Consider the following 18,347-nt stretch of genomic DNA (forward strand, 5'->3'; position numbering starts at 1 on the left):
GTGACATCTAGGTGGGCTGCAGACCTCTCCTGACGTCGAGGTGACAAGGCAAAGTTCTTTATAGTCTTGAATGCATTTTTCAGTTCAAGGGTATAAATCTCAAATTCTGTCATTGGTACCATAGGGAGAAATCTCTAACAATTCCGGAGAAACAGATTTCTCTCTACGTTCGAAATGACAAAGTTGAACCCTTTGACGCGATTGACCTTCTGATTGCTTCTAATATTTTCAATCCCTCTCCATATACTTTTTCAATAGGGCCCTCGACTGTTTTTGAATTTGTTTTTTCATGAGGGAAGTCCAACCCATTAGCCAACCTTTCCAACCCAAGGCCTGAGTGGCCCACATCCAAACATCAAATCTGTCCCTGTGCCTGATGATTTTACCGTCTTTGAATTCGAATGTTGCACTTATTTTGTTGACCACTTTCCTTTTGTCAGGTCCAAAAATATAAGCTGCTTCCCAAAGTGCACTTCCCTTTTCAGCATCCGCCTCTACCTGAGAATGACTGATTTTTATATTTCCTTTACTCCGTTCGATCAGCATTTTCCACATGGCTTTGGCTTCTTCTCCTTTCAATTGCCCAAAAGCCGGATCTTCAAAGACAATATCTTTATGATAATGCGATACCATCTCATCTACTTTTCCCTTTGAAAAAGCCTCATAAAAGGCAGTGATGATTCTTTTCTGATTTTGTGACATAGCCAAAAGTTACAAAATATTTAGCATCAATCTGCGCCAATCCGCGAAATCCGTGGTTAAGAATTTATTAACCACAGATTTCACGGATTCTCGCAGATAAGGTATTCAATTCTTTCTGGCTTCATTTCATCCTGAGTCCCCAACATTATTAAAATGTTCAGAAAGGGTAATGACATTGAGGTCAGTCTAATTTGGTCTCGGCAAGCTCGACCACCGAGGGGTCTTATATGGAGGGGGGAGAGTGAAAAGCGGCGAAGCCGCTTTTCACTCTCCCCCCTAATACAACCAGATTTCCGTTCCCCGAGCTTGCCGAGGGGTATTTAACATTTATGTCAATGGTAGGATCATTAACCAACTTACACTGGATATTGAAAATATTTCTTTGCGCCTTAGCGTCTCCCGAAAAAATCGGGACAGGTTTTGCGGGAACAAACCAAAAAACCTTTTAATCAAAAAACATATGATACAGTTCCTTCAGCGGTAACTCCTCCAAAATTTCCCTTTGGGAAACCCCTTCGATCTCTGCCCATTTGACCAACCTCACTTTACCGTCCGCAATCTCAATTCCTGAAATACTGTCATCACTGAAGCAGCAGCAACCTGCGTTGAAATAAGTAGGACGGTATTGTGGCAAGTCGGCATCACCCAAGGCACACTGACTGGGATGCCGCTCGATTCTGTCCTCCAATTCTTGTATCATTTCCTCGTTTCCCTGAGTTTTGGCTTCTTCCAATTGTTGTTTCAACACCTTGATATGGCTGTAAGAATGAAAAATAGGTTGGTGGGTATGGCCTGTCACCAAAATCAGGTTTTTCTGTTGCTGACTCCATTCATACATCAACCTGTTATGCAGTGTTTTTTCTTTTTTCCCAACAGCAGGAGTATTGATGTTGATGTCCAAAAAAGACTGTAATGGGCCCCAAATATAGGCTACAAACCAAATGGAGAACTTACTGCCATCGCTGCGCTTGTCACCCTGATGTCCATGGGTACAGAATACATCGATATATTCTCCGTTCTCGTACTTTACCCTAATGACGATTCCACCGTAAATGTTAATGGCTTTGTCATAAATTTCCCTGAGGTACATTTTTGAAAAGGGATCTATTTTCCAAAACAAGTCATGGTTACCATAGATTTTAAAAAAGGCTTTCCGATCAATAAATTTCTTTTCAGCCTCAAAAGTTGCTTTGTTGTGCTGCATGATGGAAAAGATATTGAACTTCCAAAACTCCTCAGAATCACCTAAATTCACATAATAAGCCCCATTTTCATTGTAATAATCGAGTGCTGCCAAGTAATTTTTCTCTGCATTCCGGAATTCATCCCTTCCTTTTCGGTTTCCCTTGTGCACATCACTCAGGATGATAAAGTTATTGGCCCGCATATCCAAGTGGTACAATGCCCCGTCGGCAGGTTTTGGATTTTGGGTAATGTCCTCATAGATTTCAGTCAGTCTCTTAAACACAAATTCCTTATCAGGAGAAGAAGATACTTTTTTGGAAAACCAGATAATAGGCTTCCGTAACACAAAAACGATAGGTGCTTTGATCCAAGCAAACAGCTTATCCAACATCAAACAGCTTGTTAAAAATGGGTATTGGGTATGGGATACAAATTATGGATTTTTATTTACTTGAACCTAATTAGGTCCAATAATTCAATAAAGAAGGTCTGTTTGAAGAATGAAGGATAAGGGATGAAGGATGAAGGTCGGGGAAAAATCAACCTTTGAGGTCTTTTTCAGACCTCGAAGGTTTTTATTGGTGCAAGAAATTTTCCCCTTGTCTGAAGATTGTACCTTTGGACCATCTAGTCAGGAGGTTCCACCCCCGCAATACTTGAGCCAGAGACTCAATACCCAAAGATCCAAAGCTACAGGCTTCGGATAACTGAAAGTTGCGACTTATAATAACCTAACAACAAGGTTCCTCCTCCATCTTGACTCTTGGTTCTAGCACTAAAATCTCTGTTTCTCGTCTCTCGCTTCTTTTGTCTCACCTCTAAATTCTCCCATTCACAAAGTACATCTTCATATTCCCTTTGTTTTTGACAGGAATTTCTCCCCGGTATTCACAATCAAAGGTTTCGGATATCAACTTATAGGTATGTTCAGATACATTGATTCTCCCTTCTTGTGAATTCTCTTCCATTCTGGCAGCAATATTGACCGTGTCACCCCAAATATCATAGGCAAACTTTCTATCACCCACTACTCCTGCTACTACGGGACCTATGTGGATGCCAATCCTAACTTCAAAACAGGCCTCAGCTCTACTTCTTTTCTCCTCGTTGTATTCTTTGACAAAATCTATGATTTCAAATGCGGAAATAATAATTCTTTCCAAATGGTCAGCGCTTGCCACAGGAATACCGCCCGCTGCCATATAGGCATCTCCGATGGTTTTGATTTTTTCCAATCCAAATTCTGTGGTAATGGAATCAAATCCTGAGAAAATTCTATCCAAATTTTTGACAAGGTCATCAGGAGTCATTTTATCAGCGATTTGGGTAAAACCCATGATATCGATAAACATCACAGAGACACTTTCATACAACCTTGCCGAAGCTTTGCCTTTTTCCAACAATTCTTGGGCAACTTCCTTGGGCAATATATTCAAGAGTAAATTTTCACTCTTGTGCTTTTCCTGTTCAAGTTGGTAAGTTCTTTCCCTAACCTGATTTTCCATGTTTTCATATAACAGCGCATTTTCAATAATGGCCCCAATCTGTCCTGCCATTAGGCGCATCAGACTTACATGTTCCTCCTTGAATGCTTCAGAGGTCTGACTGTGTGTCAGGTATATAATTCCTGAAATTTTGGATTGGTTGATAAACGGAATACAAAGCACTGATAGAATATTTCTAGCCCTGACAACCCTGTCTTCATCAAACGGCTTGGTCACAGAAGCATTGGAAATGACCAAAGGTTCCTTGGTTTTTTTGGTATAATTAAGAATCGCCTGACTCACCGCTTTGCTTTCCTGAAGCATCGTCCTCGGAAAACTGGTATGTAAACTGTGGTTGGCAGTGGTAGAAACTTCAACTACCCAATCGCCATTTCTGTTGATGATAAAATGTCCTTCCTGTGCACCTGTATTTTCCATGGCATAAGTCAGTAGCTTCTCCAAGAGGCTTTCTACCTTGATTTCTGTAATCAAGGCCTGCATGGTTTTAATCAGGGTTTTGGTATCAATCGTTGAGAGCTCTAAGGAAGAAGTAGAAGATCCCCTGCTTGTGCTTTTTTCTTTGCCTGTGGTCGGCTTTTTACCTTCCAAGTCACTCATCAGTAAATATGATTTTGAAAACGCATTCATCTCCTTGGATTTGATGATGGCACGGTTTCTATAGTATTCATATTTGGCTTTATCTGACGTCTTGATGTGATCAGAATAAATTTCGCAAAAAAGAACATCCAACTTGATATTTCCAAACTCTTCCAACATTTCAATACTTTGTTCAAAATATGGATGATTTACCTTATTAGTCGTAATCAAATCCAATTGCGCCTGTAAAAACATCCAAAGCGGCTGACAGGTCACCGGATTCAGCTTTGCACTTTCCTTTAAAACTTTGATACCATCTTTGATGAATTTGATAAGGTTTTTCCCTTTATATGAACTGTCCCCTGATTGTAAGACCAACAAGGATGCATTCAATAATCTTGAAAAATTGTAGCTATGGATAAAATAAGTCGGTACTTGATGTTTGGCATAAGACCAATAGCTTTCAAATAAATCATAGGCTTGATGGTATTTTCCATACCATAAATTGACAATGGCATTTATCCCATAATATGAATACAGGTAAACATCGTTCTTTTCTTTGATAGCAGTGGTATAATACTCGTCTTTGGTTTCATTGAATTTTCGAAGTCCGACTTCCAGATTTTGTGGTTCAACAGTCATCATCTTCAAGGCATTGAAACTTGCACTGTTGATTGCCTCCTGATTTCTGAAATTGTACTGTTTTTGAAAATTCCCGACTTCTTTTGCCTCCTGAATCAGTTTTAAGTAATCACATCCCAAGTCGAATTTTATGAGAAAGCCAAAAAGAAGGTTCCAACTGGCATATTCCATATTTCCTGCCACCACTCCTTTTTGGAAGCCTTCATGGCACATAGGAATTTTATCCCGGATATTTTCCTTGACAAAAGATGTGAAACTGATATCCACCATAATATTGGTAGCGGCATGTTTTTCTGCGCCTTTGATAGAAAGGAGTTTGAAAGACTCCTTGACCACCTGATACCCATCGACAGGCTTTTTCATGGCACCGGAAAGAATCAGGCCATAAGAAGCAAATCCCGGACTGGACTCCGGGGCACAGCCCTTCTTCAAGGTAAGTTCGATCATTTTAAATATCAATAGGGGGTAGGTATCGATATTGACAAAAAAGTACGGAGGCAAAGAAACCATCAGAACCCTAAATATGCCTTTAACTAAGTCGTCTTCCACTAAGGGCAGATTGGCAATTTGTCCAAACTTGCTTGGGGGCAAAAAAATCTGAAGCTTGATGGCCTGAAAGATTATCTGCCATTTCTTTGCCTTTTCAGGTATGCTGATTCCAGCTTCTGAAAGTGCTGTTCTTGCCATCTGTACGGCCTCTTGAGGATGGTTTCCATAATCCAATCCCCGAATCAGGTTTTCATACACAAGTAATCTTTCAGGAAGTGTATCGGCAAGGGACATTGCGGCTTTCCTGTATTCAGTTTGTCTTGGCTCATTTTTGATCAAAAATGAATATTCAAGCAATTTGACCAAGATCAGGAATTTGTCTTTTCTGCAAAGACCGTCTTTCAAACACAGCAGCGCATTTTCGGTAAATCCCAAAGCTACTTCAAACGAAGCTGCCTGTGCAGCCATCCTTCCTGCGGCCAAAAGAATCTTGCCGATTTGAAATTTATCATCTGAAGAAGGGACATGTGCAAAGCCAATTGAAAAATGCCTTGCCATATCAATTATCCCTATTTCAACATCTGTTTCCTGTTTCTTTTTTAAATAGATGAGACCTAGATTAAAATGGAACGTGCTCTTTTCTTCTTCATCAAGCAGGTCATAAACAGCCTGTTGAATCCTCGGATGGGCAAATTTAAACCGAACATCCCTATTGGATTGTTCATAGAATTCTGGAAGGTAATGGTAATCATTGCCTACAGGAAGTAGTGACATATCCTTGATCAAAGGCCAAAAATCACGGTGTATGGCAGCCGGGCTTTTACCACTTATGGATGAGACCTGTTCCAATGAAAACTCAAATCCCAAGACGGCAGCAATCTTAACCATTTTAAGCGCTTCATCATCCAAGTCTTTGATGGTGTATAAAAGCAAATCTATGATGTTGTCACTGATGTTATGATTGGCGATTTTGGCCAAATCCCATTTCCATATTTTCCGCTCATATTCAAATTGAAGGAGCTTCTGCCTGTAAAGTGATTCCAGCAATTTGGTCAATGCAAAAGCATTTCCCTTGGTTTTGCTGTAGACCAATTCTGACAATAAAGAAACTTCAAGATGTCCCATTCTTAGGGTATCACTCAGCAATTCCGACACATGTTCCTGCTTCAAAGGCGCAAGTTTGATTTCTTCGATCAACAGGTTTTCCTCACTGTGACTGGATTTGATGTCGTGGATAGTCTTGCTGAAGGGATGGAAATCAGTGGTTTCATTATCCCTGTAAGTAATCAGGATAAGCAGGTTGGAGAGAGAATAATTATTGAAGAGACTTTTCAATAATTCATAGGAAGCCTCATCAGCCCATTGAAAATCATCCAAAAAAAACACCAACGGGGTTTCTGAGGTAGCGAGACATTTGATAAAAGCATTGAAGGTATATTGTACCCGCTGTTGATTTTCAAAACCACTGAGATCTACCAATTCAGGTTGCTGGGGAAGAATATATCCCAAGTTGGGGACAAGGTCAATGATGATATTCCCAAGCCCTTTCAATTCTCGTTGAAACTTATCTGCCCAGGATTTCTGCACCTTTTCAGGCTGTGCAATCAGCCAATCTGCAAACTGTCTGAAGGCTTTGATCCAGGCAAGATAGGGAGTTTGCTTGTCCAATGCATCAAAATTTCCGCTTAGGAAAAATCCGTTTTTCAGGATGATAAACCGGTGCAGTTCAAAACAAAGCATGCTTTTCCCTGTGCCACTGTAGCCCCCAATGGTTACCAAGACTTTTTTGTTTTGGCAAGCGCGATCGAAGCTTTCTTTCAAAATCTCTATTTCCTTTTCTCTTCCGTAAAGTTTTTGGGAAATAGTCAATTTGGAGGCAACATCTGTAGTGCCCGCCTCAAAATCCGGAATGGTCCCCGATTCTTCCCAATGCTTCAAACAAATTTTGAGATCAATCAACAGTCCCTGTAAGGACTGATACCGGTCCTCTGCATTTTTGGAAAGCAATTTTAAAATAATAGCATCTATTACTTTGGGAACTGAAGTCTTGAGGGCACTAGGATATTGGGGGTAAAGTGCAAGGTGGCAATGGACCATTTCCAAAACATCCTCATTTTCAAAGGGCAATTTGCCCGTAATCATCTCATAAAAGGTCACGCCCAATGAATAAAAATCAGACCTATAATCCATCTTCCTGTTCATCCTTCCCGTCTGTTCCGGCGACATATATTCTACCGTTCCTTTGATGGTCTGTGCCTGTTCATACGAGATCTCAATGCTATTCAAAACAGAACTGAACTCAAAGTCAATCAAATGACATTGATGTTCATTGTCAAAAATGATGTTTTTGGGATTGATATCATGGTGCAAGACAAATTGTTGATGGAGATTTTGAAGTACCGTAGCAAGCTGTATAGCGGATTTCAGAAAATCCTTCAATTCCATTCCGCCTTTGGGAATCAGTTCCTTGAGTGTTTTTCCCGAAACATAATTCCGTAGCAAAACCGCATTTCCATTGTAAAGCATCATTCTGGAATCAAAATGACCCGCCTTCAGGGATGAAGAAATAAATACTTCATTGTGCAATCGGGATAAATCTCCCGAAAGGTCTTCTTTGATCAGCATTTGCTGACCGCTATCACCTTCCGCCAAATAGATCCGGCTTCTCTGATTTTCAGAGATTGTTTTCAATTGCTTTATTTCCGGAATTTCATTCATGAAAAGTGTTTGTAAATATGATCATTGAAGAAATCTTCCAAAAATTGCTTTTCTGCCTTTATGGGCAAATGGCGGATGACATCTTCATAATCGCCTTTGATCGATATGATATATTGCTGTTCACTTGGGGCTGCTTGGGGAAGCCAAGAGGTATGTAAGGTAAATCCAAAAACCAGTTTTTCATGACCCATTTTACAAATTGGGCCTTTGGCAATATCCTGGGCATCAAAAATCCAAAATTGACTGGTGAAAGACCAGGTACCACCACTCTCAATACCAACCTCCACAGGTGCAAAAAGATAACCATCCATTTCCTCCGGAATGTTTGGGTTCGGTGTTTTCCTTGGGATAAATTGTACTCCTCTGATGTAGGTTTTCGGCGCACATTGGTAGTAATCCTCAGGCTGCATCGTTTCAAGATTGATCCTCGTGACGCTAAATGGAAGTTCTTTTTTGGTCACTTCTTTGATTACATCCAAACTTAATTTTCTATGAGGATAATTTTTGTAAAGTCTATATACAAATTTGGTCAACAGGTTATTGTCCGTACCGTCGCTGACATACCATAGCTGTTTGATGGTTGGAACCACTTTTTCACTGGAAATCATATCTCTAAAAGTATACAGCACGATAGTCCAGGTATTGGGCCCCAAATTCTCTTCTTTGTATTTTCCCGGATCTTCAAAAATGACTGAGTTTTCAATCTCTAGGTCCCAAGTGTTGGTATTGATTTTCCATTTTCCAAGACGGCTGATATCCATACTCCCAACTGCAAACAAACTGTAGTATTCCGGATCTACAGGCTTACCGTCCGTCGCCCTGCGATCAAAAGTCCTCACCCATTCAGCAACACAGGTAGCGGCATTATGTACGCCATATAAGGTAATGATGCCTCCGGGATTTGCATAATCACAGGAATAGTGAATGGTTTCGAGTGGAATAGGTTTTTTGAGTTTATAAGCAGTTACTTTTTCTGCACCCTCGATGATATCCGATTTTTTGATGATATAAGTATGGGTATAGGGTTCCATCCTCACCGTAGCCAATCTTCTGATAAGCCTTTCGATCAATTTATTTCCCGGAAAAGGATTGTCAAAAAGCAGGTCCATGGCAAATTTAAAAGCGCAATCAGTAAGAATGATAAAATCCTCAGTGATTCCCATTTGGTGCATGCATTCATCGATAATCAGATTTTCTCCGGTTTGGTCTACTACATCCCATCTTTGGATGGGACCATTTCCGTCCCATTTGAAGAGGTACATAAAAACTTCTCCTTTAACTTTTTGCTCTTTAGCAGCACCTTTTTTAGGAGCGGGGAGCTTTTTAAAGAAATCATGCACTTTGGACTTGATGTGCAAATGGTCGGGATGATCAACCAATTCCTCTGCCAAGCTTTCCAAGGAGTCTTTGAATGCAGCCCTATTGGTGCGAAGCTGATGGATGGTCTGTTCCATGTGGGTAAAAGAACTCTTATCCCTGCTGTAGTTGACTGTGAATAATTCTTTGGTTACGGGGTCAAAAACCGGGTGGGCCGAAGTCTGCGTAATCCCAAATGGCCAAGGTACCATAGCCGGTTGTGCATTCATCCAGTCGGAACATTTTCCGACAGGTGTGACGATTTCAAGGGATTTTGAGTCAAGCAAAAACGGCCTGCCCACGTCATAAGTCGCAAGGAGAGAGGAATTGTTTTGCCCTTTGAACTTTACGGGCACGGTAGCGGTATTCAGTTCATTTCTGGCACCGAATACCATACTCATCCTCGTAATTCCCATATTATGAAATCCCATCAGTCCATGGTGTTTGGTACCCCATTTGGTGGCCTCATCCGCATAGTAGCAGGGAGTTTTCATCAGTTTTGTTTTGACCAAAGGGGCAGGTACATGGTTGAGATCCACCAAAATCACTATTCCGTCACCATTCATGATGGGACTGCCATGTTCGGCATTGCGAGTGTCATCAGGGTTTTTGCTGACAAAAGGCAGACCACCTGAGTTGACCGAACCCACAGGAAGGGACACATAAAACGCACCGAAAATATCATCCGGTAATGTCCCTTCTAAAATTTGAAGTTCCGCTTCAAACTCTTCCCTGCTTGTGGTCAACAAGCCCTGTCTCCCATAATCTCCATCTGCCCGTTCGGAAAAGGCAGGTAGATTGCTTTCAGGATCCTTTTTAAATGTATTTTTAATAAATTCTCTTACTTTTCTGAAAAGGTTCCTCTTTTTTTTCATCCGTTCCTTCATTTTTATTATTTAAAAATCAATTTCCACTGGTGGCATAAGACCAATTGGCTTGTACTCCTCAAATTGGCAATAATTTGGTTTATAACCTACTCAGTAAAAGCTTTTTCCTTTGGGAATGTTTTCGGGCGTTGAAAAATTTCCATCTGTGGAAATCACTACTCCATTGCGAATATTCAATGTTTACCACAGAGGACGCAGCCCTATCCGTTGTTCAAAGGTTGTACCTTCGGACCACTGAGTCAGGAGGTTCTACCTCCACTGCACTTATGTCAAAAACTCAAAACCCAATAATCCAAAGCCACAGGCTTTAAATAAATTAAGACAAGAATAATATGATAGCGCTGTTTGAGGGTTGGGAAGGCTTGGGTCTGATGGAGGTTTTTACTTTTAAATCTGTCGATCCATCCATCTTTGGAAAAGGGGTTTCAATCTTTTCGATTTACAAAATGTAAATTACAATTTGTAAATTGAGAATAGGGTTTACTTTTCAGATGGTGTATAGTCCTTCTTCTCCGGTACTACTCCCCGAACTCCTCCGATAGGGTTATCCACATCTCCCCGGTAGCGGGGAATCAGGTGGATATGGGCGTGGTGGATGGTTTGGCCAGCTATAGTGCCAATGTTGATTCCAATGTTAAAGCCGTCCGTTTTAAACTTTTTTTGAAGCAATTCTTTGACATAGTTGAGCATAAACACACAGGCAGACTGTTCGCGAAAAGTCAGATCGAAATAGTTATCCACATGCCGCTTGGGTAGGATTAGGGTATGGCCGGGACTTAGGGGTACTTGTCTGAAATGGCGAAGGCGGTAGCGGATTTTATTAAAAAGAAATTAGAATGGTGGAATCATTTTGACTTTAGCTGTTCCACCAGGTCTTCCAAAAGCTTATTCTTTTCCTGATGCATTTTTAGCAATTCTTCAAGATGGGCAATTTTAACTTTATAAGCGCTACAATCAGGTGTATCAATTGAAGTGGAAGCCTTGGAATTATTAATATTTCCGGCATCTGACAGAAGCATTTCTCCCTGCCCTGTTATTAACCAAACCGGATTGACATCAGTGAATTTGTTGGCAAAAAGTGAAACCCATTCAGATAAGATATCTTTTCCTTTTCCGATAGCTTTGGACAGGGTACCATTACTGGCTCCAATTTCCTGTTCTATGCGTCGAATACTGATATTTTTATTTTCAGCATATAAACCAATTCTATCGACGATTTTACTCATGTAGATATTTTTCTCTAAAAATTTGTTTATATAGATAATTATCTATAATGTTGTATTTTAATTGAATTAACCAAAAGTAATTAAAAAAGAAGGACAAATACAAAATAGAATTAAACCTATGCATGCTCAATTTAAAAGAGCCATGAAATTGTATTAACTGATAAAAAATAGGCTCAATTTAAAATCTTGTTCTTATAATGATTACCTACCATTTAAATAGGCACATAGAAATTTTCAAGGGATTTAACCGATTCTCAAAATTCATTTTAATTGGAAATAGCTCCTATGGCTATCTAAATGTCAAAAAGGTTAATTTCGATTGCTTCGAAGAAGTTATTAAAAAACTGCCCATTATCATCAATGATTTGGCTTTTAATGGAAAATGGGATTTAACACTTTATCAGATAACAGGCCAATATGACCTAATTGAAAAATCCAAAAACCACTTTATTCCAAAAAAAGGAAGAAGAGTATTTAAATTAGACGATCAAATTGCAACCACTTTCATGGATATTTTTGTTAACTTTTCAATTATTCATTTAGCCTTGTGCAACAAAGAAATAAAAACAAATATCGTCCCTGGTGAATCATCCTATTTCATCGAATTATCAGAAAATTATTTGACGATTCATTTAGAGGAGAATATCCATCAGAAGTCAATAAGCTTAAAAATATTTAATGGAGATCAAGACAAATTATTCGACAGTTACAGGTATTGATCCAATTGTTCCCGAAATTATTTACTTGGACAACAACGCCACCACCCCACTTGATCCAAGGGTATTAAAGGCCAAGATGCCGTTTTTAACCGAAAATTATGCTAATGCTGCCTCCACGCATAAATTTGGGGTTTCTGCACACGAGGCGGTTAAACAAGCTAGGCAACAAGTGGCTGACCTGATCGGTGCAGATACACATGAAATCATTTTTACCTCAGGTGCAACGGAAGCAATCAATCTTGCCATTAAAGGAGTTGCAGAAGCCTATTCTAATAGAGGAAAACATATTGTTACTGTTTCGACTGAACATTCGGCTGTCTTGGATACTTGTAAATATTTGGAAACAAAAGGATATGAAGTGACATATCTCCCTGTCCAATCAGATGGTTTGCTTAATTTGGAAGTAGTAAAGTCAGCAATCAGAACAGATACGATTCTGGTATCTGTGATGCATGTCAATAATGAAACGGGTGTCATTCAAGATATCAAAGCAATTTCTCAATTAGCCCATGAGAAAGGAGTCATTTTTATGTCAGATGCTACACAGTCGGTTGGAAAAATTCCGGTAAATGTGGATGATTTGGGAATAGACTTGATGACTTTTTCAGGCCACAAGATTTACGGTCCGAAGGGAGTTGGGGCTCTCTATATTCGCCAAAGACAAAATCGAATCAAAATACCGGCACTCTTGCATGGTGGTGGTCATGAAAGAGGATTAAGAAGTGGTACACTGAATGTTCCTGGAATTGTGGGATTGGGGAAAGCTTGTGAATTGGCTGGTAAGGAAATGGATGATAGTGCTGAAAGAATTCGTGAAATGCGGGATTTCTTAGAAAATGAACTCTTGAAAATCGAAGGAACCTGGATCAATGGGAATCGAGAAAATAGGCTTTATAACGTGACCAATATAGGTTTTGAAGGAGTGGATAGCGAAGCCTTGATTATGGGATTAAGCAATCCTGAATCGGACGAACCTATGATTGTGGTCAGTAATGGATCGGCTTGTACAGCTGCTAGTATTGATCCATCGCACGTGTTGATTGCGATGGGATTGGATGAGGTTAGGGCGTTTAATTGTATCAGATTTTCTTTAGGTAAAAGCATTTCAAAAGAAATACTAGGTTCGGTAAAGTTAATCTTGTTTTGTAGAATCGAACATTTAAAGTCGATGGCAAGCTAAATTATATAGTTATTCAAGAAGTTTTTATTTCGAGTAGGGTATTATTTGAGGTATAGATAAGAATAAATCACTTTGAGAAATTCTCTCTTGCTCTAATCTGAAATTATTCATCTTGAGAAAATCGAAAGCTTCCTTTTCTTTTTTTGTAAGATTTGGGAGTAAGGAAATATTTGAAAGAGTTCCTTTTGTAACAAATTCCCTATACTTTTCTAAAATGTTAATATCCATCAAGAAAGACTGTGTTTGAGGGAAATAACTCCGTACCTGTGATAACATTTGAAATCCCTGAACATCTAAATCACTCCAATAAAATATCTCCTTCTGCTGAAACCAATCAATTATTTTCAGTGATTCAACGGCGTAACCTTGACCCCAAACTGCAATGGAATTGGGTAGTTGTGGGAAGGTTAGAAAATTCATTTTGTTTTCAATAATATAAACCTTAGCGCAGTCTATAGGATTTTTTGAGAATTGCTCAATTGGAACCGATAGGTCATCATATTGTTGAATTTTCCAACAATTCCGGTCTAGTGGACGAAACCTGACCAAAGGCTGATCAAATTTTAGGCTATATCGTTTTTCAAATTGGTTCTCTGAAGATACTATTGCATCCGGAATAAGTTCATCTAGCAACAACCTCAAAACGGCTCTATTCTCTTCAATGAATTTAGTGTGTACGGTTATAGGCAACTCTCTTATATAATATTTGCTTGGTTCGAAACTATGGAGAAACCATTGACAAACTTTAAGTAGTTCAGGCCAAATATCTGAATTATCGATTATTGCCTTTGGGTTTTGCTTTACCCATGAATCAAGCAGATGGAGTTCGGACTTAATGAAATTAAAATTTTCCATCATCATTCGATACTCCTTTTCCTTATTTAGAAATTTCAGGTAATCCAGCTGGCTTTCAAATTTGATGGATTTAGGTATATCCTGTATTCCATGGAGTCGGGTTTTCACAGGCTCAGAAATCACTGAGTAGCCAAATCCTCTCCTTTCCTTCGAAGCACTAAAGACCTCCGCAATTTCCTTACTCATCTGAATAAAATCCTTTGAAAGTGCTTTATCGGATCGTATGGCAAGGGGGAAACAGTTTTCACCTTTCAATGAAGACACAAGGACCTCCAGATATTTCGCCTCAGACTTTTTTCGTATTTCACCTGCCGTTATCATACCTACACTGCCGATTGTAAATATTGCTCCCTTTGCTCTTGAAGTTTCTTGATAGGCATATCATATACCACCGAGTGTCGGTTGTCTTTTCTCTGTACAAAATGTACCCTGGCTATGTAAGGCTCAACAATGGCCACTTCTTCCGCTTTGGCTGGAGATACAACCATCACTTGGAGGTGAAGTTGTTTACACAGTTCCATTAGGAATTGGGCTTTTTCATCGTCTTGCTTACTGAAAGCTTCATCTACACAAATGAACCGGAATGAATTGGTATTGAGGCCTTCGCTATGTATTCCGAATTGATAAGCTATAGCAGAACCAAGAATTGTATAAGTCAACTGAGCCCCTTCGCCTCCTGAGAGCTTGGCAGTTCCCGTGAAACTCCTAAAAACCTTTGTTGGATCCTCTCTATGATGTGCAACTGCTTTGAATTTTAACCAATTTCGAACATCCAATACTTCTTTTCTGAGACTTTCATCCTCAGTCAAGCGGTCAAGAAGGGATCTGATCTTATTGAAGCTTTCTTCTAATATTCGGTCATCCTTTGAGCGCTCAAATTCTACCAAATTTGGTTTCCATTCATTTAGACGAAGCCTAAATTCTTTCACCTTAGGGGAATAGTCTTTTTCTACATGGAGCTTGATGAAGGTTGGAGGATTATTATTGAAATTGATCTTTTCTAAAGATTTGTTCAAAGTCTCGATATTTTCCTCAATATCCTCTTCCTGCCTTTCCAGCCAGGTTTGGAAGTCAGACATTTTGGTAATCATTTCTTCATTCAGGTACTTCTTGAATTGTTGTTTGTATTCAGCCAATTCCTCCTTTTCAATCCTCTCCAATAAAGCAACGTACTCCTCAACAAACTCGGCACTATCACTAAGCCTATGGGTGTCCGAATTCCAATCACTGAACTTTTCTACGATCTCCTTTTCAGGATTCTTGAAGAGCCTCATTAGGCCTTCAGCGGCACTTTCTATTTTGCGAATGTCATCTCTTAGTCGTTCGATATCCTGATTGATTTCACCAATGATTTTACCTCTGACTTTTTCTATTGAGTCAATGTCACACTCAATCTCAGCCGTAAAATGTGCTTCAAAAGCAACTAATTTTTCACTTGTTTTAAGACCGGAATAACGGTCAATCACCTCCCTGGCCTCTCTCAATTTTTGCTGTTGAATATTTAATTGTGAATCAATTTGGTTGATCTCCTTCTCCAAATTTCTTATTACTTCCTGCTTGGCTTTGATTGTCTTAACGATCTCTTCTCGTTGTTTTTTGAGGGTGTTTACCCTATCATTGGTCTTTTCAAGCTCTTCTATCCTCAGCTTGTTCTCCTGAATTTCAGCGGATAAAGACCACCAATCTATTTTTTTGAATGCTTTAAAATCAATGAAACGAGTTAGGTCTTCAGCTACCCTTCGACCCCTTGTCTGATGTGCTTTTATTGCTTTCCACCTGTTATCAATTGCATTGATCTTGTCATTCAGCTGGGCTGCTTCTTCTTTTAAGACGGCTATTTTCTCTTTATTATCCCATCCGAGAACATACTGCTGGCGACTTCTAACTTCTGGCCGATCGTCCTTTTCATGTCGGCTGGCATTTTTGGTTAGCCCCTCCCTGGTTATTGCCCTTTCTGCCAACCGAAACGACTCAAGATCATCGACACATAAATAATTGAACTTTGAACTGATCTCATTCTTAATCCACTCTGTGTATTCGGATGATTTGAAGTCCAACTTGTTGGTCAGCTCCTTTTCATCATGCTGCTGGAAGATACGAGGGGCTACTTCTTTTTTGCTGAATTTATGATAGATGACCCTACCTCTTAAATCATGCTCTTTGACATACTGGTTGACTTGTTGGTAATATTCTTCAGGGACTATAAGCCTTAAGGCAAAATTGTGAAGTAATCGCTCAATGGCCGATTCCCATTCCCGGGCTTCCTCCCGAACTTTTATCAGTTCACCGACAAACGGAATTTCGTTTTCAGTTGCCCCAATAGATTCAAGAATTTCGTTTCTTATGCGAGCCGGATGGCCGGTGATATTGTTCTTTTGTGATCTCAACACGCTCAGTTCGTTGGAGAGGTCATCAAACTTTACTTTTGTATCATCTGATTCCTTTCGAGTCTGAAAAAGCTTTTCCTCATTTTGATCCAATATTTCAGCCGTCCTTTTCTTTTTATCGATAGCGAGCTTTCTCTGATCATTGAATAATTCCTGTGACTGAGGGCTCGGCTGAAATTCCAGGTTTTCGGCCAACTGATTGTAAAGATTCAAGTCTTTTTCTCTGTCAGACTTTTCTTGTTCGAACCGTTTATTGTCTTTTTCCAAATCACGGATTTGCCGACCAACCTCATCAGATTCAATTTGTACGTCAAGCTTTATCCGTTTATGATCCAATTCTTCTACCTCATCGCTCAAAATTTCACATTTTTCCTCATTTTCCAGTCTTTGCTCATTTATGGAAGCAATAAATTTCTGAATCAGAGCATCTTGATTTTTGGCAAACCAAAGTGGGGCTGTCTGTTTGAAACTTTCTTTATGGATCAAGTCTACTTTCAGTGTTGTTAACCTGATGGATTTATCCCTGATTGGGGTTAACAATTCAATTTGCTTATGGGCTTTTTCAATAGCTCGATGAGCATCGTTGAGTGTTTTGAAATAACTTTTGATCTTCTGAAACTCCTCTTCTGACTCCCGTTCTTCAAGCATTTGAACCCGAACAAATTCGTCCAGATTACCCAATACTTTGAGACCTATAGTTTTATTGAAAAGCGTTTGAGCTTTCTCCGATCTCATTCCAAAGGCCTTGCGCATCCAGCGGCCATACTCACCAGAGCTATCGGTAAATAATAGAAACTCTTTGCTACCTTCTTTAGGGTATTTTTGCTTCAATCTCTTTTTCCACTCCCCACTGCTGTCAAAAGGCATAAAGTCATCTTTTATGGAAAGTTTCTTAAAAGCGATAACAAAGTTTCGCTTCAACTCACTTCCCGAGAACCACCGTGCCTGAGCTAGGGTCACGTATTGGGATTCATTTTGAAAGACCGCCACTAATACCGATTGTGCCTTTGATTTGTCACCCCTTAGCTTTTTCACTTCTCGTGTATTGGTATCTGCGTTTTCAGTTTCCCCAAATTCGCCAAGCAAATAGGTCTCCTCGGTCCGCTCACCTTTTTCACCTGCGGTCTGATTGTAAGCTCGTGCCCTACGCTCAGGCAGTAACAAGGTCAGGAGACCATCCACCAAAGTTGTTTTTCCGGAACCATTACCTCCTGTAAGCAGAGAGGTTTCACCTCCTGGCTCGATGGAGAAAATGTCCTTATCAAATGTTCCCCAGTTCCATACTTCAAAAGCATGGAGGCGAAAGCCGGATTGGCTCGGTTTGGTGCTAAACAGACTTAAGTTCATCTTCCAGTTGTTGTTTAAACTTAGACAGCTCGTCTGTAGTAACCCTAGCTTTCAGGATCCGCTTCACTTCGTATCTATATTCATCAGTAGATGTCCTGTCTTTGTGCACCAACTTCAAAAAGCCCATCTTTACGCAATCTTCTAAGTGGCGATTGAGCTCTTTGATAAACTTTAATTCATTGGTTTTCTCTTTGAAAAACATCTCCATTCGATCCCTGAATTCTTTAGGAGTAATGTACAAATTGGCGGTCTCCAGATCGCTCGATTCAAATTCAAGCAGCCACTCTCTTAGCAATACACAAACCAATGTAAGGTCGTAAGTCAGAGGCATTCTACGAATTAATCCGATAGTGGTTCCTGATTCATCGAGTTCGATCTGTTTTAGATAGGCATACCCGTCTCTTTTATCAATGACCACCTCAAGAGCTATTCTTTCAAAGTATTGAGTGAGTTCGACCTGGTACTGAAGTACCTCATTCCAAACTTCTTGCTGGTCTTCAAAAACAGGGCCCTGTAGAAGCTTTACAGCTGACTTGGCGTAGGGAGCAATATTTCGATTTTGGTGTTGCATTT

General features: G+C 39.8%; 11 protein-coding genes. 2 read left to right on the forward strand and 9 right to left on the reverse strand.

The window, feature by feature from the left end; translation table 11 throughout:
• Positions 1-228: 228 nt before the first annotated feature.
• The 6 genes from HMJ38_RS20275 to HMJ38_RS20300 all read right to left on the reverse strand — a co-directional run bounded on the left by HMJ38_RS20275 (position 229) and on the right by HMJ38_RS20300 (position 11,286).
• A complete protein-coding gene (locus HMJ38_RS20275) occupies positions 229-702 on the reverse strand; it encodes a nuclear transport factor 2 family protein (RefSeq protein ID WP_194976270.1) in 474 nt (157 codons plus the stop codon).
• Positions 703-1,147: 445 nt separating this feature from the next.
• Positions 1,148-2,278: a metallophosphoesterase gene (locus HMJ38_RS20280; protein WP_194976271.1), complete on the reverse strand. Its 1,131-nt coding sequence runs from the start codon at positions 2,276-2,278 to the stop codon at positions 1,148-1,150.
• A gap of 427 nt (positions 2,279-2,705) precedes the next feature.
• Complete coding sequence (locus HMJ38_RS20285) at positions 2,706-7,817, reverse strand: adenylate/guanylate cyclase domain-containing protein (RefSeq protein WP_194976272.1); 5,112 nt, start codon at positions 7,815-7,817, stop codon at positions 2,706-2,708.
• On the reverse strand, positions 7,814-10,048 hold the full coding sequence (locus tag HMJ38_RS20290) for a carotenoid oxygenase family protein (protein WP_194976273.1): 2,235 nt from the start codon (positions 10,046-10,048) through the stop codon (positions 7,814-7,816). Before HMJ38_RS20290 ends, HMJ38_RS20285 begins: the two co-directional genes overlap by 4 nt.
• 492 nt (positions 10,049-10,540) lie before the next feature.
• Positions 10,541-10,801 carry an HIT family protein gene (locus HMJ38_RS20295; protein WP_317174576.1) on the reverse strand — a complete coding sequence of 87 codons (261 nt, stop codon included), beginning with the start codon at positions 10,799-10,801 and terminating at the stop codon, positions 10,541-10,543.
• Positions 10,802-10,905: 104 nt separating this feature from the next.
• On the reverse strand, positions 10,906-11,286 hold the full coding sequence (locus HMJ38_RS20300) for a hypothetical protein (RefSeq protein WP_194976274.1): 381 nt from the start codon (positions 11,284-11,286) through the stop codon (positions 10,906-10,908).
• Between the two features lie 197 nt (positions 11,287-11,483).
• Here HMJ38_RS20300 and HMJ38_RS20305 point away from each other — a divergent pair, with 197 nt between their 5' ends.
• Both HMJ38_RS20305 and HMJ38_RS20310 read left to right on the forward strand, forming a co-directional pair.
• Positions 11,484-12,005, forward strand: coding sequence for a hypothetical protein (locus HMJ38_RS20305; protein ID WP_194976275.1), 522 nt, complete (start codon positions 11,484-11,486; stop codon positions 12,003-12,005).
• Entirely contained in the window at positions 11,965-13,185 is a 1,221-nt protein-coding gene (locus HMJ38_RS20310; protein WP_194976276.1) for a cysteine desulfurase family protein, read from the forward strand. The genes HMJ38_RS20305 and HMJ38_RS20310 overlap by 41 nt, the downstream gene beginning before the upstream one ends.
• A gap of 24 nt (positions 13,186-13,209) precedes the next feature.
• Here HMJ38_RS20310 and HMJ38_RS20315 read toward each other — a convergent pair whose 3' ends face one another.
• Genes HMJ38_RS20315 through HMJ38_RS20325 form a run of 3 tightly spaced genes read right to left on the reverse strand, consistent with a single transcriptional unit; the run spans position 13,210 to position 18,345 of the window.
• A complete protein-coding gene (locus tag HMJ38_RS20315; RefSeq protein ID WP_194976277.1) occupies positions 13,210-14,361 on the reverse strand; it encodes a Wadjet anti-phage system protein JetD domain-containing protein in 1,152 nt (383 codons plus the stop codon).
• 2 nt (positions 14,362-14,363) lie between these two features.
• Positions 14,364-17,774, reverse strand: coding sequence for an ATP-binding protein (locus HMJ38_RS20320; protein WP_194976278.1), 3,411 nt, complete (start codon positions 17,772-17,774; stop codon positions 14,364-14,366).
• Positions 17,755-18,345, reverse strand: a complete 591-nt coding sequence (locus tag HMJ38_RS20325) for a DUF4194 domain-containing protein (protein WP_194976279.1) — start codon at positions 18,343-18,345, stop codon at positions 17,755-17,757. The genes HMJ38_RS20320 and HMJ38_RS20325 overlap by 20 nt, the downstream gene beginning before the upstream one ends.
• Positions 18,346-18,347: the final 2 nt, after the last annotated feature.

Source organism: Aquiflexum lacus, from assembly GCF_015476655.1.
Lineage (GTDB): Bacteria > Bacteroidota > Bacteroidia > Cytophagales > Cyclobacteriaceae > Aquiflexum > Aquiflexum lacus.

Bases quoted from the DNA above. Each gene is read 5' to 3' on its own strand.
- HMJ38_RS20275 (WP_194976270.1), bottom strand. From the start codon at position 702: ATGTCACAAAATCAGAAAAGAATCATCACTGCCTTTTATGAGGCTTTT.
- HMJ38_RS20280 (WP_194976271.1), bottom strand. From the start codon at position 2,278: ATGTTGGATAAGCTGTTTGCTTGGATCAAAGCACCTATCGTTTTTGTG.
- HMJ38_RS20285 (WP_194976272.1), bottom strand. From the start codon at position 7,817: ATGAATGAAATTCCGGAAATAAAGCAATTGAAAACAATCTCTGAAAAT.
- HMJ38_RS20290 (WP_194976273.1), bottom strand. From the start codon at position 10,048: ATGAAAAAAAAGAGGAACCTTTTCAGAAAAGTAAGAGAATTTATTAAA.
- HMJ38_RS20300 (WP_194976274.1), bottom strand. From the start codon at position 11,286: ATGAGTAAAATCGTCGATAGAATTGGTTTATATGCTGAAAATAAAAAT.
- HMJ38_RS20305 (WP_194976275.1), top strand. From the start codon at position 11,484: ATGATTACCTACCATTTAAATAGGCACATAGAAATTTTCAAGGGATTT.
- HMJ38_RS20310 (WP_194976276.1), top strand. From the start codon at position 11,965: ATGGAGATCAAGACAAATTATTCGACAGTTACAGGTATTGATCCAATT.
- HMJ38_RS20315 (WP_194976277.1), bottom strand. From the start codon at position 14,361: ATGATAACGGCAGGTGAAATACGAAAAAAGTCTGAGGCGAAATATCTG.
- HMJ38_RS20320 (WP_194976278.1), bottom strand. From the start codon at position 17,774: ATGAACTTAAGTCTGTTTAGCACCAAACCGAGCCAATCCGGCTTTCGC.
- HMJ38_RS20325 (WP_194976279.1), bottom strand. From the start codon at position 18,345: ATGCAACACCAAAATCGAAATATTGCTCCCTACGCCAAGTCAGCTGTA.